Here is a 26,864-nt window from a genome sequence, read left to right on the forward strand (position 1 = left end):
CGGTTCATCAGTTGAATCGCTCCAATCCCAATCTTGGAACGTCCCCACAACGGAGAGTGGACAATGCGACACACCAACACACCCCAGGCCCCCGCCCGGTCGACTACCGCCGTCCCCCGGGGTGCGGTGACCCGGCGCACGGCCCTTCGCGCCGGCGCCGCGCTCGGCGCCACGGCCGGCGTCCTGGCCACGGCACAGTCCGCACATGCCGACGCTGCGGCGGGTGGCCACCGACGTCTCGCGCTCGCCAGGGGCGGTCGAACGTCCTACACCGTCTACGTCGGAGCCGACGAGAGCCCCATCGCGCGTCACGCGGCGCAGGAACTGGTCGACTACCTCGGTGAGATCACCGACGCATCGTTCCCGCTCGTCGTCGCGCCCGAACCGCCGCAATCCGGGCCACTGATCGTCGTCGGTCGCCACAACCCCGTGGCCATATCCGCGGATCTGCCGTTGGCGGACGTCTCCGATGACGGCTTCTGCCTCCGCACGGTCGACACCGGCGCGGACGCTGACGACCGTGCCAGCATCCTCATCGCAGGCGCCGGCGACCGGGGCACGCTTTACGGCGCCTACTGGTTCCTGGATCGCCTGTGCGGCGTGCGATGGTTCGGCCCCGAGTACACGGTCGTTCCACGCCAGCGGGTGCTGACGCTGCGGCAGTCGGACCTGAACGCCGTCAAGGTGCCGGGCTTCCGCTTCCGAGAGGTGTTCGCGGCCGATGGTGCGGACCCGGCGTACCGGCACCGCAACCTGCTGAACGGCAACAGTCACCACCTGCGCGAGCGGCCCTCCCCGCCCGAGCTCGACACCTGGTCCGACTACTGGCCCTACGAGGCACACAACTTCCACCAGATCGTGTCCGACCAGAGCCTGTGGCACGGCGGTCAGCTCCTGGCGATGGAACAGGCGACCCGTGATCAGGCCAGCGCCGAGCTGATCCAGCGGATCGATGCGAAGATCGAGGAGGGTCGCGACCCGTCGTTCGGGTTCAGCCAGATGGACTGGTCCTGGCAGCCGGACGCGGACAGCGCCGCGTTCGCCGATGCGCATGGCGGGGCACTGTCGGCACCGATCATCGACATGCTGAACGAGGTCGCGGACGAGGTCGGTCAGGTGATCCCGGAGGCCCGGCTGGCCACCCTTGCGTACCAGTTCACGTTCCGCCCACCGACCGGTCTGGCCGTCAGCGACCGGGTGCTCATCACCGCAGCGCCGATCTGGGCCGACTTCGCTCATCCCCTGTTCGGTGAGGGCAACCCCGAGACCGCTGCCGACCTGGACGGGTGGACACAACTCACCGACCAGATCGTCGTATGGACCTACAACACGAACTTCGAGAACTATCTGCTGCCGTTCCCGAACTGGTGGACGATGTGCGAATCACTGAAGCAACTGGCCGAGAGATCGGTCCAGGGGTACTTCGGTCAGGCGGCCTGGGACAACGGCGGCGGCGCCGAGACTGCGGAACTGCGTGCCTGGGTGCTCGCACGGCTGCTCTGGGACCCCGAGCTCGAGCCCGATGAGCTCATCAGGGAGTTCGTCGACAACTACTACGGCGCCGGTGGCACTCAGGTCTATGAGTACCTGGAACTGCTGGCCGACTCGGTCACCTCGACCGGAGCCGAACTGCCCTGCTACATCTCGTCGGTCGCGCCCGCGTACCTGCCCTTCGAGACGGTGCGGCAGGCGGACCTGCTCCTCGACCGCGCGGAGCGGAACGTCCGCCGTGACGAAACCCTGCTCAAGCACGTCCGCATCCTGCGGATGGGCCTCGACATGGTCGTCCTCCTGCGCCGCAACGAGCTCACCCGCGTCGCGGCGGAGCACGACGTGCGTTGGGACCTGGAGATCGACCGTCGGATCGCCCGGTTCAACGGCGCACTCGACGCCTCGGGAATGACCGCTTTCCGGGAGATCCTCGCCGGCGCCGCGTTGGGCGACGTCGACTGGCTTCGCCGTTTGGTCAGCATCACTCCCAGCCCGGCGCAGCCGCCCGCAGAGGTCGCCGGCCTGCCCGCGAGCGACTGGGTCGACTATCAGGAACTGGACTTCACGCTCTACCCCCTGAACGCCGACGTCGTCGAGGACGCGGCCGCCTCCAGCGGATACGCGGCCCGGATGACCGGCGGTTCGATCGACTGGGGGATCCAGCTCGAGCTGAGCCTGCTTCCGCCGGACATCGACTGGACGGTTTATGTTGTGGTCCGTGCCGACACCCAGTCCGAGGATCCGACAGCTCGCGCGATGTCGATCGGCGTCCACCCGCCGTTCGGTAACTACATCGATCTGCGCGTCGGAGACTTCTCGGACGGCGCCTTCCACACGATCGAGGTGCCCGGGACCTACCGCAGCGACAGTGCGGAGGTGGTCTGGGTCCAGCCCCCTGGCACGGCCGCCATCTCCCACCTGTACGTCGACCGGATCTTCGCTGTCAGGGCGTAGCACCTCGTGGTGAACATCGAGGACGTGGCACGGCTGGCCGCCGTCGGCCGCTCGACGGTCAGCAACGTCATGAACCGGCCGCACATCGTCGCCCCAGCGACGCGCAAGCGCGTCCTCGATGCCATGGAGAACCTGGGATTCGTGCCGAACGAGTCCGCCCGCGTCCTCGCGGGCGGACCCGGCCGGTTCGTCGGCGTCGTGGTCCACGACGCCTCGAACCCGTTCTTCGGGGAGATCATCCGCACCGTCGAGGACGCGGCCCTCAACCTTCGGTACATCGTCTCCACCACGAACACCGGGGCGGACCCGGTGCGCGAGTCGACGGCCGTGGAGCTGCTCATCCAGCAACGCGCCTCGGGGGTCCTGATCACCCCCTCGGCCCTGCCCGCCGATGCCCTCGGCCGCCTACGCCGCATCGGCACGAAGGTCGTGGTGCTCGACGCACCCGGAGAGTCCGGCATCTGTTCGGTGGCCATGGATGACACGGCCGGCGGCCGGCTGGCGGGTCAGCACTTCCTCGACTACGGCTACCGGAGTTTCGCGTTCGTAGGCACACCGGCGCGCACGACGCAGCACGCCGCACGCCTGGCCGGGTTCCGGGCGGCGCTCGAGGAGAGCCCGTTGGGTCGCCGCCTCGACGTCCAGGTGATCGAGGTCCCTCACGAGGACATCGTCAGCGGTCGGCAGGCGGCGGAGCGGCTCCAGCACCGGGACTCCCCCGTCGCCGTGCTCTGCGGCAACGACCTGATCGCCATGGGCCTGTCCTTCGCTCTGCAGGAACGCGGCACGGTCGTCCCCCAGGACGTGGCGATCTGCGGGTACGACGACATCGACATGGTTCGCTACCTGAGCGTTCCCCTCACCACCGTGCGCCAGCCCGTGCATGACATGGCGCGCACCGCCCTCGAACTCCTGGTCGAGGAGATGAGGGTCCACGAGCACGAGCACCAGGCCGTGCTGTTCGCCCCGGAGCTCGTGGTCCGCGCCTCGACCGCCCGCCAGTAACCGCCCCACGCTGCTCCAGGGCTGCCCGTCCTGACGACCGCGGACCGCTCGCCGCATCACCGAAGGAGACGATCATTCCCGACTGCATGCCTCCCGATCAGCACGGTGCCTGGATCACGTCGGCAGCGTGGCAACGGGACCCGGACGGTCCGCTGCCCGTGCTCGCCCGCGCCTTCCAAGTGGCGGGCGAACCCTCCGACGCCACCCTGAGCATCGCCGGCCTCGGTGTCTACTGCGCACGCATCGCGGGCAGAAGAGTCACTTCGGCACTCCTCGAACCGGGCTACACGGACTACCGCGTCCGCACCGAATGGGTCGCCCATGACGTCACCGACCTGCTGACCGCCGGGCGCAACGTGCTGAGTATCGACCTCGGCCCCGGTTGCTACCGCTCGACCCCGGCCGGAGACCGCTGGACGAAGATCCACACCGACTTCGGCGACCTCGGCGCCTGCGCCGTCCTGGAGTGGCGCGATGCGAGCGGCACCCACCGCCTGGCCACCGACCTGACCTGGCACGCGACCCTCGGACCGGTGCGACGCGCGAACTGGGTGGGTGGCGAGGACTACGACGCCGGCCACCTCGTCGACCTGACCATGGTGCAGGACTGGCCGGCCGCCGTCGGGGCCAGGATGCCGAGCGGGCTGGTGCTGACCCGCAAACGGATCCCACCGCTGGAGCGGGTCGAGGACCTGCCCACCGTCGCGCTGACCAAGCCCGCGCCCGGTGTCTACGTGGCCGACTTCGGCGTCAACTTCGCCGGGTGGGTCGAACTCGATCTGCCGGCCCGCACGAGCGTCACGCTGCGCCCCGCTGAACTACTGCACCCGGACGGCTCCATCGACCCGCGAACCCAGGGCTGGGCGCCCGTCTATCACCGGGTCACGACCACCGAGTCCGCGCTGACCTGGCATCCGCAGCACATGTACAACGGGCTGCGCTACCTGGAGATCGAAGGGCTGGACCAAGCACCTGCGCCCGAATCCGTGCGCGGCATCGTGATCGCCGCCGCGGCCGAACCCGCCGGTGAGTTCCACTGCTCCGACGAGCGGCTCAACGCGACCCACCGCATCATCAAACGTGCCGTGACCTCCAACATGTACTCGATGTTCACGGACTGTCCGCAGCGCGAGAAGCTCGGCTACCTGGAGCAGCTGCACCTGGCCTTCGACACGCTCCACTGGAACTACGACGTCGGCGCCCTCCTCGAGAACACGCTGCAGATCGCTCGGGAGGCCCAGGCGGAGTCGGGTCACCTCGGGCTCTACGTACCGGAATGGGACCCGTTCCCGGACCCGTGGCGCGGCGACGTCAACTTCGGTGCCGCGCTGGTGTTCGTGCCCTGGCAGCTCTACCGGGCCTACGGTGACGACGGGATCCTCCGGGCCACCTACGCGGCCTCGGTCCGCTGGGTGGAGCACGTCCTCGCCCGCCGCACCGACGGCGTGATCGGGTACGGCCTTGGCGACTGGGACGGCCGCGAGCCACGACACGTGCCGCTGGTGGCCACGGCCACCCTCGCCCGTTCCTGCACGGTGCTGGCCCTGACGGCGGCGGCCCTCGGCGACGCCGAGGACCGGGCCCGGTGGGACACCCAGGCCGACGACCTCCGGACCGTGCTGGCCGCGCGCTTCGTGGCGCCGGACGGGCGAGTCGGGGACGGCACGGTCGCCGAGCTGGCGGTCGCGCTGCAGAACGGGGTGGTTCCGGAGGGCCTCGTGCCCGCCGCCCGGCAGACACTCGCGCAACGCATCATCGCCGACGACCTGCGCCTGGACGTCGGCGAGGTAGCGATGGCGGCGCTGCTCGAGGTGTTGGCCGACGCCGGCCAGCATGACCTGATCCACGCCATCACCGTCCAGGATCGCCATCCGGGCTATGGCTACCAACTCCGCCACGGCGCCACGTCGCTCACCGAGACCTGGGACGGGCCCACGTTCGGATTCAGCCAGAACCACTTCATGAACGGTGTCATCGACCACTGGTTCTTCGCCCACCTGGTCGGCATCCAGCAGTCGGCACGGTCGGTCGGTTACCGCGAGCTCGTGATCCGGCCGCAGCTGGTGCCCGGGGTGACCTCGGCCCGGGCATCGCACCGCACGCCGGCCGGCGAAGTCTCAGCCGACTGGAGCCTCGACGGCGCCCAGTTCACACTGACCCTCAAGACACCTCGAGGAACTCGTGCCACCGTCGAACTGCCCGACGGCACCGTGATCGACGTCGCGGGCCCCGTGAACACCGTTGGGTGCGCCTTGGCTGAGCGGAAGCAGGTGGCAACCCGACGGCGGGGGCCTTCCTGAGGCACCCCGCCGCCGGGAGACCCGACTCAGGCGAGGCTCAGTGCCGCGGCTTCCCGCACCGGCGTGCCCACATAGTCGCCGGCGTGCCCGGCCTGCCCGAAGATGCCCATGCGCTCGGCGATGATCGCCGACATCGCTGCGCGGCCGGCCTTCGCGGCGGGCGCCGGGTCAGCCGCCAGCGGGTCGGCGGCGAGCGCCACCCGCATCGCGGCGGCGTAGGCCATGTGGGAGTCCATGCCCTGGTTGATCTTCGTGACGCCGAGCTTCGTGGACCGGGCCTTCTCCTCGTCGGGCACGCCCCACGACTCGGGCAGGCCGCCGCCGTGGGCGTTGATGACCGCACGCAGGTGCGCGGGCAGAGAGGACGATCCGTGCATCACCAGATGGGTGTCCGGGATGAGCGCCGCGATCGTCTCGATGAGGTCCATGCGCAGCACCGTGCCGTCCGGCGGGCTGGTGAACTTGTAGGCGCCGTGCGAGGTGCCGATCGCCACCGCGAGCGCGTCCACGCCCGTCTCCTCGACGAACCGCTTCGCCTCCTCGGGGTCGGCCAGGACGATCTCGGCGTGCGTCGCCCCGTCCTTGGACCCACCGATCGTGCCCAGCTCGGCCTCGATAGAGACGCCACGCTCACGCGCGTACGCCACCACCTGCTTCGTCACCTCGACATTCGCCTCGAAGCTCGTGGGCTTGTGGGTGACGGGGTCGAGGCTGCCGTCGATCATCACGCTCGAGAACCCGGCATCGACCGCCCGCTTGCAGGTCTCGAAGTCCGGCCCGTGGTCGAGGTGCACCACGACCGGGATCTGCGGGTAGTGGTCCACGGTACGCAGCAGCAGGTCCCAGTAAAGCTCGTCCGACGCGAACGCCGAGGCCCCTGCGATCGTCTGCACGATCACCGGCGAGTTCGTGGCCGCCGCGGCATCGAGCACCGCCTCCACCTGCTCGATGTCGGTCACGTTGAACGCGCCGACCCCGTAGCCGCCGGCGCGCGCGTGGTCGAGTACCTCCCGCAGGGAGCAGAGTGTCATGGTGTTGGCCTTTCAGGTTGAAGACGGCGCAAGGGTGCGAGCGCTCGATTGGGCCCGCTCGGGCGCTACCATAACAGAACGAAGCCAAATCACATTGGTTTAGTTACGTTCGAAGGAGTCCAGCAGATGAATTCGCAGGTGATCGTCGGCGTCGACTTCGGCAGCTCACGAATCAAGGCCGCGGCGTACGACCGCTCCGGCGCCCTCCTCGCGCTCGAGGCGGTGGACACCCCCGTGCGGCACCGCTCCGACGGCGACGACTTCCCCGTACTCGATCTCCTCGCCGCCGCCCACCATGCGATCGGCGCCCTCCACGCCGGGCCGGTCGCCGGCATCGGCATGACCTCGATGGGCGAGGTCGGCACCGTGGTCACCGACTCCGGCCTCGCCCCGCTCGACTTCCCCTCGTGGTACGACAGCCGCGGCGCCGAGATCGTCGCCGCCCTCGAGCGGCGCTGGAGCCCCACCCACCTGCGCAACCTCACCGGACGTCACACCCGTCTCGCCTCGACCGTGGCGAAACTGGCCCACGCGCACGCCCACGCCGACATGCCGGTTCCCGCCGGCCTCTTCGTCGGCCTGTGCGGCGCGCTCGCCCACCAGCTCACCGACCATGCCTGGCAGGAAGCCAGCCTTGCCACGACCAGCGGCGTACTCGACCTGCTCCGCCGCGAGTACGTGCCGCAGATCTGGGACGCCGCCGGCCTCGGCCACATCGGACTCGCCCCCGTCCGCCCGCCCGCGCACAGCCACCCCGCCATCACCGCCCTGGCGCGCTCGCTCGGCCTGGTCGAGGGCGCCGCCGTGGTCATCGCCGGCCACGACCACCCGGTCGCCTCGGTCGGCGCGGGCGTGCGAGCGGGCGAAGTCTCCGACTCCATGGGCACCGGCGAGGCGATCATCGCGGCGCTACCCCCAGGACACACGCTCACCGCGGCCGAGCTGGCCGCCCACCTCGACCGCGACCCAGACCTCAGTCTCGAGTTCTGGCCCGCCGACGGATCGCTCCTCGCCGTCTGGGAACGCATGCGCCCCGGCCTGGCCATGCGCACCTTCCTCGAGAACAGCAGCCACTCTCGCGCGGTGCTCGACGGCGGCGCAGCACCTCCGAGCCGGTCCGTCACCTTCTCCGGGGCTGATCTATCGACCCTGCAGTCCGGACGGCGGGTGGAGAGCTCCTACGACGCGCTCGCCTGGGGCGAGCTCATCGATGCCTACGTGCTGCTGGCGAACGAGGGTGACGAACTGGCGCGTGCGGTCTCGGGCGCGACCGGCGCCACCGTGCTGACCGGCGGCGGTCTGCGTTCACGGCGCTGGCGGCAGGCCAAGGTGGCGCTCGGGCCGGACCGGCTCGAGGTCTCCACCGTGGCCGAGGCAGCCACCCGTGGTAGCGCCGCCATCGCAGGCATCGCTCTCGGCTGGTGGCCCCGTGCCGAGGAGATGCCTGGCGGCGCGCGCACTCCGGTGAGCTCCGCCGTCGAGATGGAACACGTTGCGAGCACGCTCGATGGGTGAGAGGCGCCGAGTGCAGAACGACGCCCTCGGACCTTCGTTCGCTTGCGCATCCGTGTAACCTTCCGGTGATGCACGCTTCCCAGCGCCGTGAGGCGATCATGACGGCGGTGTTCGAGAAGGGCACCGCGCGCACCCGCGACCTCGCGGACTCCCTCGGGGTCTCCGAGGTGACGATCCGCACCGACTTCGAGGTGCTCGAACGGCAGGGCCGGGTAGCGCGCGTGCACGGCGGTGTCACGATGTCGGAGACGCCGCTGATGGGTTACGACGCCCGCGCCGACCAGAACGTCGACGCCAAGCAGCGCATCGGCGCCGCCGCGGCGGCCCTGGTCGCCGACGGGACCACCATCATCCTCGACTCCGGCACCACGATCTTCGCCCTCGCCCGGCACCTGCCAAGCGTCAGCGACCTTGTGGTGCTGACGACTGGCGTCAACATCGCCCTTGCGCTCATGGACGTGAGCGGGGTGCACGTGCGGCTGCTCGGCGGCCGGCTGGTCCCGCACATCGCCGCCACCGTGGGCACCCCCCGGCAGCAGGGCCTCGAGGGCGAGATCGCCCATGTCGCATTCCTCGGCGCCGGCGGCATGGACGCCGATCACGACGTGGTCGAGGGCTCCCTGGACATCGCAGAGTCCAAACGCTCGCTGGTCAATGCGTCCCGCCGCCGGATACTGCTGGCGGACTCCACGAAGTGGTTCACGTTGGACCGGCACAAGGTGGTCAACGTGTCGCAGTTCGACACGGTGGTCACCGATGCACAGATGCCTGCGAGCACCCAGGCGGCGATCCGCGACAGCGGTGCCGAGCTCATCCTCGCCTGAGCCGGCCGACGCCCGACGCGAGCCTTGCTCGCGAGTCGGGTCGCGCCGTCGGGAACCATCGAATCGAATCCATACCAAAGGTTGGCACTTTCGAATCGCGTCGGGTACAGTCTGGCTCGGCCGCCTCCGTGGGTAAGTCCCTTCGAACAGCACGGTTGACGTGGCCCGCCCCATCTCGAGGAGGAGAAACCCCGATGCACCGCAGACTCGTTGCGATCGCCGCCGCCGGCGCCGCGGCAGCACTCGTTCTCGCCGGCTGCTCGTCTGACGACGGCTCCGGCGACACTGTCACGCTCGACTTCAGCCAGTGGTGGGAGGTCGAGCTGAGCGAGGGCGTCATGCGCGGCCTCATGGACCGCTTCGAGGAGGAACACCCGGGCATCGAGGTCAACCTGATCTCGAACCCGTACTCCGCGACCGTGGATCTGCAGACCGCCGCAGCCGCAACCGGCACCCTCGCCGACATCGTCGCCATCAACGGCGCCAGCGTCTATGACCTGCAGGACCAGGGCGCGATCACCGACCTGTCCGCGCTGATGGACGACGCCGGGTTCGACCCGGCCGAGCTCGTCAGCAACGACCAGATCGACGGCGTGACCTACATGGTCCGCGCACTCAACTTCGCCTACCCCATGTACTACAACACCGACCTGCTCGACGCCGCCGGGGTCACCGAGCTGCCGACCACCTGGGCGGAGTTCGACGAGGCTGCTGCCGCAGTGACCGACGCCAGCAGCAACGTGTATGCATGGTCGCTGCCGATCAACGTGCAGTCACCGGCAGGTTTCGACTCACAGTCCTGGCTGTGGTCGTCCGGCAACCGGATGCTCGATGACCGGCAGCCCAACTTCGAGACCCCTGAGGTCGCTGACTGGCTGACCTTCCTACAGGGCCAGTACGACGGCGGTTACGTCACCCCCGGTGCGTTCACGCAGCAGGAGCAGCAGAAGGTCGAGGAGTTCACGGCCGGGCGCAACGCCTTCCTCATCGGCTCGCTCGCCCATGTCCAGGGCATCCGGGAAGCGAACCCCGACCTCAACTTCTCGATCGGATCGGTGCCCGCTCAGGACGGCGAGCCCTCCGGCATCGCCGGCGCGAGCTGGGGCCTGGGCATCGCCGAGAACAGCGAGCACAAGGAAGAGGCGTGGCAGCTGATCGAGTGGCTGATGTCTGAGGACGTGAACTCCGAGCTCGCCACCGAGGCCACGGGGTTCCCGGGCAACGCGTCCTCGGTGCCGGGCTTCGTGGACGGCGACCCGCTGTACGAGCTGGCGTTCGAGGTGTACTCCAGCAGCGAGTTCGTGACCGAGCTCGAGGGCCTGCCGCAGGCGCTCGACCTCAACCGCAACCTCAACGAGAACCTCGTGCGCCTGCTGCAGGGCGAAGCGAGCGTCGAGCAGACCCAGGCTTCGCTCCAGGAGTACTGGACCGGCGTCCTCAGCGACGGCTGACACACGCGGTGGTGCCGGCTTGCCGGCCGGCACCACCGTCTGCTGCCGCCCACCACCGAAGCGTCTGGAAGGCCTCGATGTCTGCAACAACAGCACCTGCACGTCGCAGGTCCGCCCCAACCGGACCCAGGTCCGGCGCTACCGGACCCAGGTCCGGCCGATGGTGGCGAACCACCCTCACGGCCTACGGCTACATGTCACCCACCCTGCTGGTGATGCTGATCATGATGGCCGTCCCCGTGGCCATGGTGTTCGTGTACTCCACGCTCTCCAACGTGGTGATGGAACGCGACCCCGAGTTCGTGGGCATCGAGAACTACCTGACTCTGTTCGGGGACGAGATCTTCCGCAAAGCGCTCGGGCAGACCGCCATCTTCACTGTCACGTCGGTGACCCTGCACCTGCTGATCGGGCTCGGCTTCGCGATGATGCTCAACAGCGGGCTGCTGCCGCGGCTGGCGGCGGCACTGTTCCGGGTGATCTACATCCTGCCTTGGGTCTTCACCGCCTCGATCGTGGTGATCCTGTGGCAGCTGCTGCTGAACCCGAACGGCGTCATCAACTACCTGCTCGAGGCAGCTTCGCTGATCGACTCGAAGGTCGAGTGGTTCTCCAACCCCAGCCTGGCGCTCGGCACGGTCATCTTCATCAACGTCTGGGCGGGGTACCCGTTCATCATGATCAGCCTGCTCGCCGGGCTGCAGGGTATCCCCGGTGACCTGTACGAAGCAGCGGAGATCGACGGCGCAGGCTGGCGTGCGCGGTTCTTCAACATCACGATCCCGCAGTTGTTCCCGATCCTGCTCGCGGTGGCGATGCTCGACTTCATCTGGAACCTGCAGCAGTTCCCCATCATCTGGCTCGCCACCGGCGGCGGGCCGCTCAACGCCACCGAGACCATCGCGACCTTCACCTACAACCTGGCGTTCTCCAAGCACGAGTTCGCCATGGCCTCGGCCAGCGGCGTGGTGCTGTTCGTCGTGTCGGCGATCGTGGCCCTGTTCTACGTACGGCACCAGAAGGCGAGGGACTGACGTGAGCATGACGACGACACGGTCACGCGGCCGCTCGGTCGGGGCACAGCGGGTCGCCCTGTGGATCGGCCTGACGCTCGGCGCGATCTTCGCGGGCTTCCCGGCACTGTGGATGCTGCTGAGCTCATTCAAGCCCAACACCGAGATCTTCCAGTTCCCGCCGACCTTCCTGCCGGACACCTTCACCATCGGCGCGTACACCGACATCCTCACGAACCCCGAGAAGCTCCGGTTCTTCATCAACAGCTACCTCGTGGCCGGCGCGGTCGTGCTGCTGACGCTGCTCGCCGGGATCATGGCGGGCTATGCGTTGAGCCGGTTCCAGTTCCCCCTCAAGAGCCTGCTCAACACGGTGGTCATCTCCGTGCAGGCGGTGCCGCCGATCACGTTGCTGATCCCGTACTTCGGGCTCGTGGTCTGGCTGAAGCTGTACGACTCGCTCTGGGCGCTGGTGCTGACCTACATGGTCGCCACGATCCCGTACGCGATCCTCATGATGACCGGCTACTTCAACACGATTCCGCGTGAGCTCGACGAGGCGGTGAAGGTCGACGGCGGTAACACCATGCGCACGCTGTGGCAGGTGCTGGTGCCGATCGCACGGCCAGGCATCGTGTCAGTGGGCGCGTACACCTTCATGGTGGCGTGGAACGAGTTCCTGTTCGCCCTCACCCTGACGCAGAGCAGGGAGAACCGGACCGTGCCCGTGGGCATCCAGCTCCTCATGGGGGAGCACTCGTTCAAGTGGAGCGAGATGATGGCGATGAGCGTGCTCGGGTGCCTGCCGGTCCTCGTCCTCTTCTTGATCTTCCAGCGGCAGTTCGTCAGCGGTATGACCGCCGGCGCTGTCAAGAGCTGACCGTTCCTCCTACGAGAGAGAGATACTCAATGCTGTTCACCGGCAAGGACATCGTCGCGCCCGCCTACGAGCACGGGTTCGCCGTGGCCGCGTACAACATCAGCGACTACGGGATGCTGACGGCGGTGCTCGCCGCCAGTGAGGCTGCCGACTCGCCGGTCATCCTCTTGATCCACCCCGATGACTGGAAGTTCGTCGGAGACCAGTTCCTGCCGTCGGTGTTCGCGCTGGCCGCCTCGGCGTCCGTCCCGGTCGCGATCCAGCTGGATCACGGGGCCTCGCTCGAGCAGGCCGCCGCATCGCTGCGCCACGGCTTCACCTCAGTCATGATCGACGGCTCGCTGCTCACGTTCGAGGAGAACATCGCGATCACACGCGCGACGGTGGAGATGGCGCACCGGGTCGGCGTCTCGGTCGAGGGCGAGATCGGCACGATCGGCCCACGCGACCCGCAGTCCCTCGACGAGATGCGGGACTTCGTCTACACCGAGCCCGGCCAGGCGAAGCAGTTCGTCGAGTCGACCGGGGTGGACCTGCTCGCTGTCGCCGTCGGTACCGCCCACGGCGTCTACCCCGCGGGATTCACGCCGGAACTCAAGCTCGATCTGATCGCGGCGATCACCGAGACCGTGGGCATCCCCCTCGTGCTGCACGGCGGCTCCGGCGCAGTGGACGAGCAGGTCTCCGCCGCCGTCAAGCTGGGCGTCGCCAAGATGAACATCTCAGCCGACATGAAGACGGCATACTTCACGAAGCTGCGCGAGGTCCTTGCCGACCCGGCCCAGCGCGAACCGCTCGACATCTACCCGCCGGCTCTCGCCGTCGTGCAGCAGGTCGTTCGCCACAAGGCAGAGGTGCTGGGCGCCGTCGGCGCCGCAGCGCACTACGACTACCGGCCGTCCGGGATCGGTGCGCGACGGTGGTCCCAGGATGCGACCGTGCAGCACTGAGCGGATTGACACCGGTCAGGGGTGTTCGGCAGCGTTCGGCGCCGCGGGAAGGCTCGCTGGCGGTGACGACACCCAGATCGCCTCGGCGACTTCGCTCCCGACGTTGGTGATCTGGTGCGGCACCGAGGACCGGAAGTCCAGGCTGTCCCCCACCGCCAACTCGAAGCTGCTCTCCCCCAGGGTGAACAGGAACGTGCCGCGAACCACGATGAAGATCTCCCGGACGTCACCGTGGGTGTAGTCCGGACCGCCCACGATCCCGCCCGGTGGGTATTCGGTAGAGGTCACTTCGACGTCCAGCAGCGGCGGCGGGGTTATCGCGAACGTGCGGACCCCGTCGCCGTGCAGGATCGAGGGCCGCTCACGTCTGCGCAGGACCTTGCCCGAGGCTCCCGGTTCCTCGAAGAGGTCGATCAGTTTGATGGACAGGGCATCGGCGAGGCTGCGCAGTACCGCGAAGGCGGCGTTCGCCGACCCGCTCTCGATCTGGTGGATGTAGCTGGGGCTCCTGCCCGTGGCCGCGGCCAGGTCCCGGATCGACATGCCGCGGCTCTTGCGGAAGGTGCGGACCCGGCGACCGAGGTTCTCCCGCTCGGTCACGGTCCGTTGTTCACCCTTGCTCACCTGCCGCCTCCCCTCGGGCCCCTCTGTGATGGGCCTCGTTGCGATCCTAGGTGGCACGCCACGCTCGCACGGACCGTCAACTGACGCGCTGGCGGTTCTCGGTGCGGGGCTGTCCCAGGCCCAGCCACTCCTCACCGAGCACCTCGGGGTGATCGAGCCAGTAGTCACCGTAGTAGTCGATCAGCGGGCCGTACTCGTTGAAGATCCGGCGCAGCTCGCGGATGGAATCCGCACCGTCGGGGGCTATGTCGACCCGGAGGTCCAGGCGTGGGCGTCGCTCGCCGCGCAGCGTGGTGATGAGCGAGGACGACAGGTGACGGCGGCCCTCGCCGCCGGCCTCCAACCCGGCCTCGAGGCTGCGGAGCAGGCGCTCTTCGAAGGCGAGCTCGGAACCGGCTTCGAACGTCTGCGCGACCGCCGTGAGCACCTCCGGTCCCACGACTCCGTTTCCGAGGACCGCGTAGCCGGCACCGGTGTGGTGCCCGGAGAAGGACCGTCCGCCGGAGAAGGAACCGGTGTGGGCGCCGACCCGGCCGTCATCGGTCACGATGCCGACCTGACGGTAGGCGAACAATGGGTCGGTCAGTTCCAGGGCCGCGAGCACCACCTGTGGATCCAGTCCGCTGGTGGCCAGATCGAGGGCGCGCAGTCCCAGTCGCCAGTCGCTGTGCCACTGGCTGGTGACGGCGACACCGCCCGCCACCTGCGGGCAACGGGAGGCGAGTGCGATCGAGCCGGTGCCCTGGCAGACTCCGACCGCCTTCGTGGTGGGATCGGTGGCGACGATGCTGAACGTCATGGTGTTTCTCCTTGGGTGGGGTGGGCCGGCGCGGAGCGCGACAGGAGCTCCGCGCCGGCCGCGGTGTCATTCGTTGATGGACAGGTGCGCGTAGTCGACCGTGTTGTCGGTGCGCCACGCGTACCCGGCGATCCGGTCCGAGATCGCGATCCCGGGCTGCACCTGCGCGATCTGGATGAACGGAACCTCCTCCAGCAGCCGGGTCTCGGCGATGTTCCATGCGGCGCCGGCCTCGGCCGAGCTCTGGTCGATCACCTCGGCGCTGGCGGCCAGCGCCTCGTAGAACTCCGGGTCCTCCCAGTCCGACATGTTGTTCTGCGAGTCGACCCCGGTCAGCAGGTTGAGGGTGTAGATCGGCGTGAGTGCCCACGGGGCCTGCACCGACAGGAGCGCCTGCCAGATCTTGGCGTAGCGGCCGGTGTGGAAGTCCGCCCCGGGAACCGTCTCGATCTGGACGTCGAAGCCTGCCGGGCGTGCCGCCGTCTGGATCTGCACGGCTGTGGCCTGGGACTCGGCGTCGGCGGCGCTCACCGTGAGGGTGAAGCTCAGCCCGTCGGGGTAGCCGGCCTCGGCGAGCAGTGCCCTGGCGGTCTCCGGGTCGTACTCGTACTCCGGCAGGCCGGTCGCGTCGTAGCCGGGGGTGTTGGTGAAGACGATGCCCGAGCCGGTACGCACCGCACGGTCCTGGTAGACGTTGGAGATGATGTCCTCGAACGGGATCGCGTGAGAGATGGCCTGACGCACCAGCAGGTTGTCGAAGGGTGCCTTGTTCGTCACCAGCGAGAGCACCTGGGAGGTGTTAGGTGAGCTGACGGTGGGCACGATCAGCGTGTCGACGGTGGCCAGGTCGGCCGCATCGGTGGGCGAGAGCCCCTCGACGATGTCCGCGTCGCCGGCTCGGATGGTGCTCGCGCGACTTCCGGCGTCGGGAACGACCTGGACGTTGACGACGTCGACCTCCGGGGTGCCGAGGATCCAGTTGTCCCGTGCCTCGAAGCGGGCGTAGGAGCCCACCTCCCAGTCGGTGATCTCATAGGGTCCGAAGCCGTAGTTCGGGTTCTCCTGCGCCCAGGCGATCGCGTAGGGATCGTCGGCGCTCACGTTGGCTTGCATCTCGGTGCTGTCGTAGACGAACGCGAGCGCGTCCGCCAGCATGGACAGCAGCGTGGTGCCCAGGCCCGGGCTCGCGATCGTGATGCTGACCGTCTTGTCGTCGATCTTCGTGAACTGGGTGGCCGGGTCGGTGATCACCGGGGACATCGCCCCCGGCGCCGTCGAGGTGTCGGCTCCGAACTTGAGTTCGAAGGACCACAGCACGTCGTCCGCAGCGAGCTCGTTCCCGGCCGCGCTCACGGCGTCGGAGAGGTGGAAGGTGTAGACGAGGCCGTCATCGGAGACCTCGTAGCTCTCGGCAAGGTAGCCCTCATAGGTGAACGGGTCCTGCTCGAAGACGCCGTCCTGGGTGGTTTCGACGTAGGGCTTGCGGACGAGGGTGGCCTGGGTTGCGCCGAGGAACTCGGTGTTGTTGGCGCCGGCCTCCTTGATCAGGCCCATCCCGATGTCGGCCTGCAGGATGGTGACGCTGGTCTCCTCTTCGGTGGCCGCGTCGGCGGTGTTCGCCGACTCCGCACACGCGGAGACGAGTAACGCTGCCGCAACGGCGACAGCCAGTGGCTTCGCCAGACGGCGAACCATGGAGCGATCTCGAGACACGAGTCTTCCTTTCGAGGGGTGGGTAAACCCGGTGAGGGTGGGCAGACCGGGGGTGGGCAGATCAGGGCGTGCTCTGGCGCCGGTCAGCGCCGTCGCAGGTACTGGTGGGCGAGATTGCTGAACGCGATCACGGTCACGGCCAACGCGAGACAGGGAAACAGCGAGGACCACCAGCGCCCGGCTGACGCCGCCGTTGCGCCGTCGGCGATCATGGCTCCCCACTCGGGGGTCGGCGGCGGCAGACCGACGCCGAGGAACCCCAGGCCCGCTGCGACCGTGACGGCGACGCCGAAGATGTAGGAGGCGTTCTCCAGAGCCGGCCACGTCGAGTTCGGCAGCATGTGCCGCAGCAGCAGCCCGCGCTCGGACTCGCCCGACAGACGCGCCGACTCCAGGTACGCCTCGCGACGCACCCGGAGCACCTCTGTCCGGACCACGCGTGCCTGGGTGGGCACCATGAGCAGGCCGCACACCACCGAGAGGGTGAGCAGGTTTCGGCCGAAGAAGGCGAGCAGCACCAGCCCGACCACGATCTGCGGGAGCGCGTCGAACAGGTCGAGGCCGCGGGTCAGACCGCGGGCCACGCTGCCTGGGACGCCACCCCGTGACTCGTTCGTTCCGGTGAACAGTCCCACACCGACGCCGATGACCGTCGCGAGCAGGGCCGCGACGAGGCCGACCACCAGGTCGTTGCGCGTGGCCGCGATGACCCGCGAGAAGACGTCCAGTCCGTAGATGTCGGTCCCGAACCAGTGCTGCGCCGACGGCGGCTGATCGGGGGCAGCCACGACGTCGATCGGGCTGTAGGGCACCAGCAAGGGCCCGAGCGCGGCGACCAGCAGGAGGAGGACCAGTGGCGCGACGACGGGCACCATCGAGGCAGACCCGGGCAACCTCCGGCGTGTTGCCGGCGCCGCGGTGGGGGGCGTTGTGGCAGTGCTCATGAGTTTCCCTCCACCATCACGCCGGGTCGACGGCGCGGATCCAAGGTCATGTTGACGAGGTCGACAATCAGGAACACCACCAGCACGCACGCTGCCACCGTGAGCAGGAATGCCTGCAGGGCCAGGAAGTCTGCTCGGCCCACCGCCTGGACGGCGTACTGCCCCATGCCTGGGATCGCGAAGAGCTGTTCGATGATGACGGCGCCGCCGAGGAGGAAGCCGAACAGCTGCCCGCACATCGTCACCATGGTGGGGCTGGCCCGGCGCAGGACGCTGACGATGACGACGTGCCGCGGCACTCCGGACGCGATGCGGAACAGGGTGGCCTCGTCATCGACAGCGTGTTCGATCGAGCGCTGCAGGACCTTCATGATCGTGGGCGCGCTGCCGACCACCAGGACCAGCACAGGCAACCACAGGTGCGCCAGCATCGAACTGAGCAGCACCGTGTCCGAGGACAGCAGTGCATCCAGGAACGGGAACCCGGTGGTCCGGGGCGCCGGCCGCAGCCCCGCGTCGTAGCGTCCGGTCGGTGCCGCGGCCCACCCGAGGACGGTGTAGAAGACCAGGATGCCGGCCACCCCGAGGACGAAGTCCGGGATCGCTCCGGCCGAGCGCGCGTAGAAGGCAGCGAATCTCGCGACGGGGTTATGGGGGTGGAGCATCGCGAAGATGCACAGCAGGAGTGTGACTGCGATGGCGATGACCATGGCGATGAGGGCGATCTCGATTGTGGCGGGCAGCCGCCACGCGATCTGCTCCTGCACATCCTGGCCGTCGATGAGGGAACGGCCGAGGTCGAGCGTGACCACCCGGCCCAGGAACACCATCAGTTGGTGCCACAGCGAGCCGCTGAGGCCGAGCAGCACCTCGATGCGTTCGTACTGGTCCGCGGACAGGTCGTCGCTGCCCGCGATGATCAGGACGGGGTCCCCCGGGATCAGCCGGACCAGGAAGAACACCGCGATCGCGAACAGGAACAGGTGGACCGGCAGGAGCGCCACACGCTGGATCCACCAGCGCTGGGAACGCCACAGCCGCGCGATCATGCGGCGCTCGATTCGTCGGCGGAGAGCTTGCGGTAGGCGCCCATCAGCCGCGCCGTGTACGGATGCTTGGGCCGGTTGACAACCTGGCTGACCTCGCCCTGCTCGACGACGTCGCCGCCGTGCATGACAACGAGACGATCGCTGATGAACGCCGTTGCCGGTACTCCGTGGGAGACGAACACGATCCCGGCGCCCGATCGCTCGGCGAAGTCCTTGAACTCGTTGAGCACGGCGCCCTGCACCGAGACATCCAGGGCGGAGACCGATTCGTCGCAGATGAGGATGCGCGGCGAGACGATCAGCGCTCGCGCGATCGCGAACCGTTGGCGCTGTCCACCGGACACCTGGGACGGCCGACGCGATGCGAGCTCCGGGTCGACGGCCAGCGAGGCGAGCACCTCGTCGACCGCCGCGTCCGCCTCGGCGACGGTGAGGCCGAGGATCTCCAGCGCCGGGCGCCGGACGGCGTCACGCAGGCTACGCAGCGGATCGAACGAGGAGGTCGTGTCCTGCCCCACGAGTTGCACGTCCCGCCGGAACTGCCGCAGCCGGTCGCCGCTCAGCTGTGACACCTCGCCGTCCTGGTAGCGGATGGAGCCGGCCGACGGCGTCTCGAGCCCGAGCAGAAGCCGCACGAGGGTCGACTTGCCCGACCCGGACTCGCCGATGATGCCGACCCGGTCGCCGGGCTCGATCACCAGGTCCAGTGGGTTGAGGGCGTGCACGACGGTGTTGTCGCGGCCGCGGTACTGCTTGGCGGCCGCCTTCGCGGTGATCACGAGACTCCGACCATCGTCGTGAGCCGGTGGTCGTTGAGTTGCGCCAGCGACGGTGCGCAGGCGAGCAGCGCCGCGGTGTAGTCCGCGCTCGGGGCCGCGAGGACCTGCTCGGTGTCCCCCTGCTCGACTACCCGGCCGCGATGCATGACGACCACCCGGTCCGAGTAGGCCCGGCACAGCCCGATGTCATGGGTGATCATCAGCAGGGTCGTGCCGAGGTCGGCCGTCAGCGAGGTGATCAGTTCCAGGAGGTCGACGGACAGCGTGACGTCCAGGGCGCTGGTGGGCTCGTCAGCGATCAACAGTTCGGGCTGGGAGCACAGCGCGATGGCGATCATCACTCGCTGCCGCATCCCGCCGGAGAGCTCGTACGGCCGGGCACGCAACACCCGTGCGGGGTCACGGATCCCGACCCGCTCCAACCACTCCCCGGCGAGCACCCGGGCGCGCGCCCTGGACGTGGCGCCCCGCCCGCGGATGGCGGTGCCGAGCTGGCTCCCGACCGTCCAGACCGGGTCGAGCGCGTTCATCGCGTTCTGGAAGACGACGCTCACCCCGGGCACCTGGTACGGGATCGCGCGCGTCGGCCGCGCCGTCAGGTCGGTCTCGATGATGCGGGCCGTGGTCGCCTCGACGGCGGCTCCGAGCGGGAGCAGGCCGGCCAGCGCCATGCACACGCTGCTCTTGCCCGATCCGGACTCGCCGACGATGGCCACCCGCTGACCGGATGACACCGTCAGCGAGAAGTCCGACACCGCGGTGAACCACCCGTCCGCGGTGCGGTAACGCACGCTGAGGTCCTCGACCTCGACGGCGTTCGCGGCCCTCGGTCCGACGTCGCCCGGCATGGTCAGCTGGCCCCGTCGAGCAGGTTCGCGCGGAACGTCTCGTGCCGATAGCTGGTTCGGACGGCACCGCGCCGTTGCAGCGCCGGCACCAGGCCGTCGACGACCTCGCTCAGATAGCGCCGCGTCGGCATCCGCGTGGAGAGCAGGAAGCCGTCGGCGCCGATCTCGGCGGCCGCGTCCTGCATGCGGGCCGCCACCGTGTCCGGGCGCCCGACGAAACCGTTCTCCTCGTGCGCGTAGGAGTCCCGAACGAGCTGCCGAAGGGTCTTGCCGGAACTGACCATCCCGTCGAGTTGGCTCTGGTGACCGTTGGTCTTCAGATCCTCGGGCAGTGGCTGGTCGGGGTCGAACTGCGACAGGTCCGTGGTCGTGGTTGAGGACCAGTTGGACAGCACGTACTCGAGATCGTTCGCATTCGCATCGCGGATGCGCTTGGCCTTCTCCTTGGCCTCGTTGTCCGTCTCGCCGAGGACGGGATCGATCAGGAAGAAGACCTTCACGCCTTCCGGGTCCCGCCCGAGCCGTTCGGCCTGGGATCGGACGTTGTCGCGGAGGGCCCTCATCTTGGCGTGGTCGGAACCGCCGGCGAGCACGACCTCGGCGTGCTGGGCGGCGAAGAGCTGTCCACGTGGCGAGTTTCCTGCCTGCGCCAGCACGGGCTCGTACTGCGGGCTCGGCAACGTGTTGAGCGGTCCGCGGCTCTTGAAGTAGGTGCCCTGGTGATTGACCGTGTGCACCTTCGCGGCATCGACGTAGACGCCGGTGTCCTGGTCCAGCAGCACGGCGTCGGGCTCCCAGGACTGCCACAACGAGCGCACGACGGCGACGAACTCGTCCGCTCGTTCGTAGCGTTGGTCATGGGCCGGCTGCGCGTCGAAGCCGAAGTTCTGGGCGGCGCGATCGTTGCTGCCGGTCACGATGTTCCAGCCGATCCGGCCCGCCGACAGGTGGTCGAGCGTGCTCATCGCACGCGCCAGCCGGAACGGACTGATCTCCGTGGTCGCGACCGTGGGGATGATGCCGAGCCTGGAGGTGTGCTGGCTCAGCACCGCCGCGAGCGCGAGCGGGTCGTGCTTCGGTGCCCGGTGCCCGTGCTTGAGCGGGCTGGCGTAGGAGTTGCCGTAGTCGTCGGGGATGTAGTTCGAGTCCTCGATGAGCATGAAGTCGAAGCATCCGCGCTCGAGGTCACGAGCGAGGTCGACGAAGAAGCCCCCTGTGGCCCAGTCACGCGTCGAGTGGCCGGACCACTCGCGATTCCACGCCGGTGCGCGGAAGCCGGCCTGGAACCAGCCGAGGTGGAAGGAGTAGGAACTCACGGTAGACCTCTCGTGTCGCAACACTGAATCGAATCTGTTGTCCACTGTCAGTGGACAATCGTCCACTGCCAGTGGACAGTAATGACCCGCCGTTTCGCCGTTGTGACCGCGGATTACCGCGCTGTTACGACTTCGGCACGTGGGTACGGGCGAGGGCGACCAACGCCCGCGGTGGAGCCGACCCGGGTCGGTCGCCCTCGCAGCGCCGGTCCGTCACCAAGGCCGATCGCCGCGCTGACGCGGTCAGCTCGCCCGGTCTGCGGCGTTCCCGAGGTGCCGGTACCGGCCACGGAAGAACACGAGCGGCTCCTGCGCGGGGCCCTCGTGCTCGACGAGCTCAACCACTCGTCCGAGCACGATGAGGTGATCGCCGGCGTCGTGCTCGGCCCAGAGCTCGCAGTCGATCCACAGCAGCGCGCCGCCCAGCAGCGGATCCCCCGCCGCGGACGGCCTCCATTCGACGCCGGCCCACTTGTCCGTCGCGCTGCGTGCGAACTGCGCGGAGAGGTCCATCTGGTCGCGCGCGAGGACGTTGACGGCGAACCGTCCGGTCGGTGCGATACGCGGATAGGTGGTCGAGGTCTTCATCACGCTGAACGAGACCAGTGGCGGGTCGAGCGAGACGCTGGAGAAGGACTGGCAGGTGAACCCCAGCGGTTCCCGGCTGTCGTGCCCGGTCACCACGGTGATGCCGGAGGCGTAGTGGCCGAGCGCATCGCGGAACCGGCGCGTGCCGAGGGTATCGGTTGTCATATCGATGGGTCGCATCAGGAATCCTCGGGTCGCGGATCAGCGGGCAGCCAGTGATGACGTGTGCTCGGCGAGCCGAGCCAGACGCGCGAGATTCGCGGCGTAGGTTGCCGCAGCGTCAGCGACGACCTCCGTCAGCTGATCCATCTGGCTGAGCGCCACGTAGAAGCCACGTCCCGGAACGATCGCGCCGAGCTCTGCCAGCAGCGGCGCCAGGTTGACGGTCGGTCCCATGGCATGACCGAAGTCGGCGCCGGTGTGGACCGGGATGGCGGTCACCCCCGCGAGCCCGTTGGCCGGGTAGCGATCCAGGAACGCCTTCAGCAGCCCGGTGTAGGTGGCCTTGTAGGTGGGTGAGGCGAAGATCGCCAGATCCGAGGCTGCGACCGTCGCATTGAGGTGCGCCATCCGCTCGGACGGCCAGGCGAAGACCTCATTGATGTGATCGGCGAGATCGATGACCTCGATCTGCCGATCCGAGGGGATGAGTTGCTCTGCGAGCAGCTCAGCCACGCGTCGGGTGCGTGAGCGCGGCTTGGGGTTGCCGACGACGACTGTGATTTTCAGGGACATCCGCTTCTCTCTGTCTGCCGAGTGCCAGAAATTCGGAGAAGCAGGTTGCAGGCGCCGCAGAGGGGAGCAACCCGCTCTCCATACACCCGGAGATCTTGTGGCCCCTGGGTGCCTGCAACGGCTCACGCTGCGAAAGCAGCATGACAGGACCGTGTTTCGCGTGGGTTAAGGGCCACACGCCACGGCGCCGACAACTGCCAGGGAGTGATCACGCCGGCAGGTCGAGCTGGATCACCGACTCACGCCCGCGAGTCAACTGCCGCGACCGTGCGTACCTCGCGCGCGCCCAGCACAGGGGCGATCCGCATCCGCCACATGAAGACCAGCGAGTGCGCGCAGAGCGCGGGTAGCAGCACGAGTAGGAGCGGAGAGACGACAGCGAGGAACGCCGCGACCGATACGACCAGCATGGCCTGCAAGGTCGCGCCGAGTCGGACCACGGCAACGACCACTCCCAACCGGAGCAACTGCCGAGTGTCGTGACCAGCTCGCGCGAGCACCACGCACGGCAAGAACACCGAGGCCGCGAGGAAGGCAAGCAGTAGGAGTCCGAGCACCGAACCGGCCGCCGCCCATTCCGGCCCGAGCCGCAGCACGATGAGCAGGTCGACGACGACCACGCTTCCGAGGGCGAGCCACAGCCAGCCAACTCGGGTGGCGATCCCCCCATGCTCGCGCACCGCGTTCCAGAACGTGCGCGCGATCACTGGCTCCCGGCCGGCCTGGATGAGACGGACCGTCTCCGCCAGCGCCACCGTTGCCGCCGGCGCTCCGACGATCGTCGCGCATCCGAGGAGCCAGAGCACGCTCAGCCAGAGCAGATCGATGCCTACGCTGCACCACCGCATCAAGATGCGCACCGGGTCACCCCTTGAGCCCGGACGTGGCGAGCCCCTCGACGATCTGTCGCTGGAAGAGCGCGAAGATCACGATCAGCGGCACGAGGGACAGGGCGCTCATCGCGAACATTGGGCCCCATGACGACTGCCCAGTCGTGTCGAGGAAGGCACGAAGAGCAAGCGGGACGGTGAAGAGTCGCTGGTCCGAGAGGTAGATGAGCTGCGAGAGGAAGTCGTTGTACGTCCACATGAACGTGAAGATCGCCCCGGTCACCAGCGCCGGCCGAAGCAGCGGCAGCACGATCCAGCCGAAGATCCGGACGGGACCCGCACCGTCGATCATCGCTGCCTGGTCCAGTTCCCGCGGAATCCCCCGGATGAACTGGATGAATAGGAAGATGAAGAAGGCATCGGTCGCGAGCAGCTTGGGAACGATGAGCGGCAGGTAGGTATTCACCCACCCCAGTTCGAAGAACAAGGTGTACTGCGGGATCAGTGTCACGTGGTAGGGCAACATGATCGTGCCCATCATGATGGCGAACCAGAACCCTCGCGCGAAGAAGTTCAGGCGGGCGAAGGCGTATGCCGCGAGCGAGCATGACACGAGGTTTCCCACCACTGCCGCCGCGCCCAGCAGGAACGAGTTCAGGAAGAACGTGCTGAACGGCTGACTGAGGCCGAACCACCCCTCGACGTAGTTCGAGAGGTCGAACGTACTCGGGATCAGCCCGATGTTCGTGAAGATCTCCTCGTCCGGCTTGAGCGACGCCGAGAACATCCACGCGATGGGATAGACCATCGCGGCGGCGCCAAGGGTGATCGCCACGTACAGGGCCACCCGCCCGGGTCGTCTGCGTGCCGGACGCACGGCACGGCTTCCGCGGACGGATGCTTCGGGCGCTGGGCGTGTCACGGTCGTCGTCATCATCGATCACTGTCCTCGTAGTGCACCCAGTACCGGCCGACGAGGAAGTTCGCCGCCGTGAATATTCCGATGATCACGAGGAGTACCCAGGCGAGCGCCGAGGCATACCCCATCCTGAAGTTCGTGAAACCCTCTTGGTAGAGGTAGAGCGTGTAGAAGAGGGTCGAGTCGAGCGGGCCGCCGGTGCCGTTGCTGATGATGAACGCCGAATTGAACGCCTGGAATGCCCCGATGAGTTGCAGGATCACGTTGAGGAAGATGACCGGTGTCAGGAGCGGCATCGTGATTCGGAAGAACTGCCTGACCTTTCCTGCGCCGTCGATCGACGATGCCTCGTAATACTCACGAGGGATCTGCCGTAGCCCAGCGAGGAAGATCACCATAGGCGAACCGAACTCCCACACCCGCAACAGGATCAGCGTGTAGAGCGCAGTGTCAGGGTCCGCAATCCAGCTCGGCGGATCCGCCCAGCCGATCGCCTGCAGGACGACGTTGACGATGCCCTCGCGGCCGAACACCTGCCGCCAGAGCACCGCGATCGCCACGCTCCCGGCGAGCAGGCTCGGCAGGTAGTACAGCGCGCGATACACGGACAAGCCGCGCAGCCCGCGGTTGAGCATCACGGCCACGAGCAGCGCGAACGCGAGTTGCAGCGGCACCGAGATGAGCACGTAGCGCATCGTGACGCCGAGGGCCGCCCAGAACCGCGCGTCCTGGAAGAACATCCGCTCGTAGTTCGCCGTCCCGATCCAGTTCGGCTCGCTGAGAAGAGCGAAATCGGTGAACGAGTAGTACAGCGAGACGAGCATCGGACCGGCGGTCAGGACCAGCAGGCCGACGAACCACGGAGATAGGAAGACGTACGCCCACACGTTCTGCGGGCCGGAACGCCGGCCGCGTCCCTGTACGCCACCGACCGTCTCCGGCGCTCGCTCCGAAGTGGGCACGACGGTGGTCACGCCGAGGCCTGGATCGCGCTCTCGGCGGTCGCGAAGAACCGGTCGACGGACTCTTCGACGGTCGACCGCCCGAACCTGTGGTCCTCGACTGCCGCCGTGAACGCCGTGTTCACGTCGGACCACGATGGCGGGAACTCCTGCGCGAGCGGGATCGCAGACTCACCGATCTCGTCCGTGACGAGATCGATATAGTCGATGAAGTCCTGCTCCGGTTCGCTGTATTCGAGTTCTGCACGCAGCTCACGGTTCGGCGGCGCGCCGAGCTCGGCCCCGAGGATGGCTACGCCGTCCGGGTCGTTGAGCACGAAGTCGAGGAAGTCGACGGCCGCGTCGGCATGCTCCGTGCGGGAGTAGACGCCGACCCAGTTCGAGCCCCGGATGAAGTGCCCGGAGCCCTGGCCGCCCGGGTCGATCGGGTTCGTCGTGAGCCGGAGCGTCGCCGGCGTCAACGCCTGCATCGAGGCAAGGGCGTTCGCGTACGTCAGGTGGTTCGCGGCATAGCCTCGGATGAGCGCCGAGGAATCGAACGTGCCGCCCGCTTCCGCCGTGATGTCGGCGGGCGGTGCCGCTCCTTCGTCCCGCAGCATCTGCCAGAGCTCCAGCCAATCCGTGAGGTCGGTCTGGTTGAAGCCCAGCTCGCCGGACTCCGTGTAGGCGTACTTGCCGCGCTGCAGGAGCCAGACCTTGAATACCTGGTCGAGCTGGGACGACCGATCCTCCGTGCCGTAGAAGTCCTCGTCGACCGCACGCGTGATGTCGGCGCTGAAGGTGAGGAAGTCCTCCCACGTGTAGCCGGGTTCGGGCAGCGTCAGCCCGAGGCTCTCGAGGCGGTCGACGTCGTACATCACCCCGTGCGCGTTGTCGCCGTAACTCAGCCCGCGGACCTGGCCGTCGATGCGACCGAGTTCCACAATCCCGTCGGTGAAGGTCGACGTGTCGAGCGCGTCACCCAGGTAGGGGTCCAGCTCGACGAGGGCGTTCTGCCGCGCGAACTGTGCGACGGCATTGTGGAACAGGCCCATGACCGCGGGAGCGTTGCCACCGCTCACCTGCGTCGCGAGCTTGTCGAGGTAGGCATCGTTGCTCGCCGCGTCCAGCGCCAGCGACCAGTCGGGGTTCTTCTGCGAGTACGCGGTGAAGAGTTGCTCGAACAGCTCCATCCGGTGGGCGGAGCCGTACTGCGCCACACGCAACTCGCCGCCGTCGGCGGTCGACCCGCCTGCGCCCGTACCGCACGCGGCCAAGGTGCCCGCAGCAGCGCCGCCAACCGTGATGGCGCCCAGGGACAGGAAGTTCCTACGATTCATGACATCTCCTTCGATGTGTGTCGAC

Annotated in this window: 24 protein-coding genes; 9 read left to right on the plus strand and 15 right to left on the minus strand. The window is 68.1% G+C overall.

Going from position 1 to position 26,864, the window contains the following annotated elements; translation table 11 throughout:
• The first annotated feature begins 126 nt into the window (after positions 1-126).
• The 3 genes from HALOF300_RS20170 to HALOF300_RS20180 all read left to right on the plus strand — a co-directional run bounded on the left by HALOF300_RS20170 (position 127) and on the right by HALOF300_RS20180 (position 5,750).
• Positions 127-2,445 carry a DUF4838 domain-containing protein gene (locus tag HALOF300_RS20170; protein ID WP_231955649.1) on the plus strand — a complete coding sequence of 773 codons (2,319 nt, stop codon included), beginning with the start codon at positions 127-129 and terminating at the stop codon, positions 2,443-2,445.
• A gap of 9 nt (positions 2,446-2,454) precedes the next feature.
• Positions 2,455-3,450, plus strand: a complete 996-nt coding sequence (locus tag HALOF300_RS20175) for a LacI family DNA-binding transcriptional regulator (protein ID WP_197522704.1) — start codon at positions 2,455-2,457, stop codon at positions 3,448-3,450.
• Between the two features lie 86 nt (positions 3,451-3,536).
• A complete protein-coding gene (locus tag HALOF300_RS20180; RefSeq protein WP_156742704.1) occupies positions 3,537-5,750 on the plus strand; it encodes an alpha-L-rhamnosidase in 2,214 nt (737 codons plus the stop codon).
• Positions 5,751-5,776: 26 nt separating this feature from the next.
• Here the strand turns inward: HALOF300_RS20180 and HALOF300_RS20185 are convergent, their stop codons facing one another.
• A complete protein-coding gene (locus tag HALOF300_RS20185) occupies positions 5,777-6,781 on the minus strand; it encodes a ketose-bisphosphate aldolase (protein WP_156742705.1) in 1,005 nt (334 codons plus the stop codon).
• Positions 6,782-6,907: 126 nt separating this feature from the next.
• On the opposite strand from HALOF300_RS20185, the gene HALOF300_RS20190 reads away from it, so the two are divergent.
• The 6 genes from HALOF300_RS20190 (at position 6,908) to HALOF300_RS20215 (ending at position 13,414) form a co-directional block, all read left to right on the plus strand.
• Positions 6,908-8,296 (plus strand): FGGY family carbohydrate kinase, encoded by a 1,389-nt coding sequence (locus HALOF300_RS20190; protein WP_156742706.1) that lies wholly within the window; start codon positions 6,908-6,910, stop codon positions 8,294-8,296.
• Between the two features lie 68 nt (positions 8,297-8,364).
• Positions 8,365-9,120, plus strand: coding sequence for a DeoR/GlpR family DNA-binding transcription regulator (locus tag HALOF300_RS20195; RefSeq protein ID WP_156742707.1), 756 nt, complete (start codon positions 8,365-8,367; stop codon positions 9,118-9,120).
• Positions 9,121-9,314: 194 nt separating this feature from the next.
• Complete coding sequence (locus tag HALOF300_RS20200; RefSeq protein WP_156742708.1) at positions 9,315-10,571, plus strand: ABC transporter substrate-binding protein; 1,257 nt, start codon at positions 9,315-9,317, stop codon at positions 10,569-10,571.
• 194 nt (positions 10,572-10,765) lie between these two features.
• A complete protein-coding gene (locus tag HALOF300_RS20205; RefSeq protein WP_197522705.1) occupies positions 10,766-11,605 on the plus strand; it encodes a carbohydrate ABC transporter permease in 840 nt (279 codons plus the stop codon).
• 7 nt (positions 11,606-11,612) lie between these two features.
• Positions 11,613-12,464: a carbohydrate ABC transporter permease gene (locus tag HALOF300_RS20210; protein WP_156742709.1), complete on the plus strand. Its 852-nt coding sequence runs from the start codon at positions 11,613-11,615 to the stop codon at positions 12,462-12,464.
• A 29-nt stretch (positions 12,465-12,493) separates the two neighbouring features.
• Complete coding sequence (locus tag HALOF300_RS20215) at positions 12,494-13,414, plus strand: ketose-bisphosphate aldolase (protein ID WP_156742710.1); 921 nt, start codon at positions 12,494-12,496, stop codon at positions 13,412-13,414.
• A gap of 15 nt (positions 13,415-13,429) precedes the next feature.
• Here HALOF300_RS20215 and HALOF300_RS20220 read toward each other — a convergent pair whose 3' ends face one another.
• From HALOF300_RS20220 to HALOF300_RS20285, 14 genes are all read right to left on the minus strand, one after another.
• Entirely contained in the window at positions 13,430-14,038 is a 609-nt protein-coding gene (locus HALOF300_RS20220; protein WP_156742711.1) for a helix-turn-helix domain-containing protein, read from the minus strand.
• Positions 14,039-14,114: 76 nt separating this feature from the next.
• Positions 14,115-14,837, minus strand: a complete 723-nt coding sequence (locus HALOF300_RS20225; RefSeq protein WP_156742712.1) for a DUF1028 domain-containing protein — start codon at positions 14,835-14,837, stop codon at positions 14,115-14,117.
• 66 nt (positions 14,838-14,903) lie between these two features.
• Positions 14,904-16,550 (minus strand): ABC transporter substrate-binding protein, encoded by a 1,647-nt coding sequence (locus HALOF300_RS20230; RefSeq protein WP_156742713.1) that lies wholly within the window; start codon positions 16,548-16,550, stop codon positions 14,904-14,906.
• An 83-nt stretch (positions 16,551-16,633) separates the two neighbouring features.
• On the minus strand, positions 16,634-17,494 hold the full coding sequence (locus tag HALOF300_RS20235) for an ABC transporter permease (protein WP_156742714.1): 861 nt from the start codon (positions 17,492-17,494) through the stop codon (positions 16,634-16,636).
• The gene (locus tag HALOF300_RS20240; RefSeq protein ID WP_156742715.1) at positions 17,491-18,543 is read right to left on the minus strand and encodes an ABC transporter permease; all 1,053 of its coding nucleotides are present in this window, start codon (positions 18,541-18,543) and stop codon (positions 17,491-17,493) included. The genes HALOF300_RS20235 and HALOF300_RS20240 overlap by 4 nt, the downstream gene beginning before the upstream one ends.
• On the minus strand, positions 18,540-19,322 hold the full coding sequence (locus tag HALOF300_RS20245) for an ABC transporter ATP-binding protein (RefSeq protein ID WP_197522706.1): 783 nt from the start codon (positions 19,320-19,322) through the stop codon (positions 18,540-18,542). Before HALOF300_RS20245 ends, HALOF300_RS20240 begins: the two co-directional genes overlap by 4 nt.
• Positions 19,319-20,170 (minus strand): ABC transporter ATP-binding protein, encoded by an 852-nt coding sequence (locus tag HALOF300_RS20250; RefSeq protein ID WP_156742716.1) that lies wholly within the window; start codon positions 20,168-20,170, stop codon positions 19,319-19,321. Before HALOF300_RS20250 ends, HALOF300_RS20245 begins: the two co-directional genes overlap by 4 nt.
• A gap of 2 nt (positions 20,171-20,172) precedes the next feature.
• Positions 20,173-21,486 carry an NtaA/DmoA family FMN-dependent monooxygenase gene (locus HALOF300_RS20255; RefSeq protein WP_197522707.1) on the minus strand — a complete coding sequence of 438 codons (1,314 nt, stop codon included), beginning with the start codon at positions 21,484-21,486 and terminating at the stop codon, positions 20,173-20,175.
• A 243-nt stretch (positions 21,487-21,729) separates the two neighbouring features.
• Positions 21,730-22,254, minus strand: a complete 525-nt coding sequence (locus HALOF300_RS20260; RefSeq protein WP_231955650.1) for a flavin reductase family protein — start codon at positions 22,252-22,254, stop codon at positions 21,730-21,732.
• Between the two features lie 21 nt (positions 22,255-22,275).
• Positions 22,276-22,809: an NADPH-dependent FMN reductase gene (locus HALOF300_RS20265; RefSeq protein WP_197522708.1), complete on the minus strand. Its 534-nt coding sequence runs from the start codon at positions 22,807-22,809 to the stop codon at positions 22,276-22,278.
• Positions 22,810-23,048: 239 nt separating this feature from the next.
• Positions 23,049-23,669 (minus strand): DUF624 domain-containing protein, encoded by a 621-nt coding sequence (locus HALOF300_RS20270; RefSeq protein ID WP_156742718.1) that lies wholly within the window; start codon positions 23,667-23,669, stop codon positions 23,049-23,051.
• A 4-nt stretch (positions 23,670-23,673) separates the two neighbouring features.
• Complete coding sequence (locus HALOF300_RS20275; protein ID WP_408636978.1) at positions 23,674-24,576, minus strand: carbohydrate ABC transporter permease; 903 nt, start codon at positions 24,574-24,576, stop codon at positions 23,674-23,676.
• On the minus strand, positions 24,573-25,532 hold the full coding sequence (locus HALOF300_RS20280; RefSeq protein ID WP_408636979.1) for a carbohydrate ABC transporter permease: 960 nt from the start codon (positions 25,530-25,532) through the stop codon (positions 24,573-24,575). Before HALOF300_RS20280 ends, HALOF300_RS20275 begins: the two co-directional genes overlap by 4 nt.
• Positions 25,529-26,839: an ABC transporter substrate-binding protein gene (locus HALOF300_RS20285; protein WP_156742719.1), complete on the minus strand. Its 1,311-nt coding sequence runs from the start codon at positions 26,837-26,839 to the stop codon at positions 25,529-25,531. The genes HALOF300_RS20280 and HALOF300_RS20285 overlap by 4 nt, the downstream gene beginning before the upstream one ends.
• Positions 26,840-26,864: the final 25 nt, after the last annotated feature.

This window comes from Occultella aeris (assembly GCF_902703175.1).
Taxonomy (GTDB): domain Bacteria; phylum Actinomycetota; class Actinomycetes; order Actinomycetales; family Beutenbergiaceae; genus Occultella; species Occultella aeris.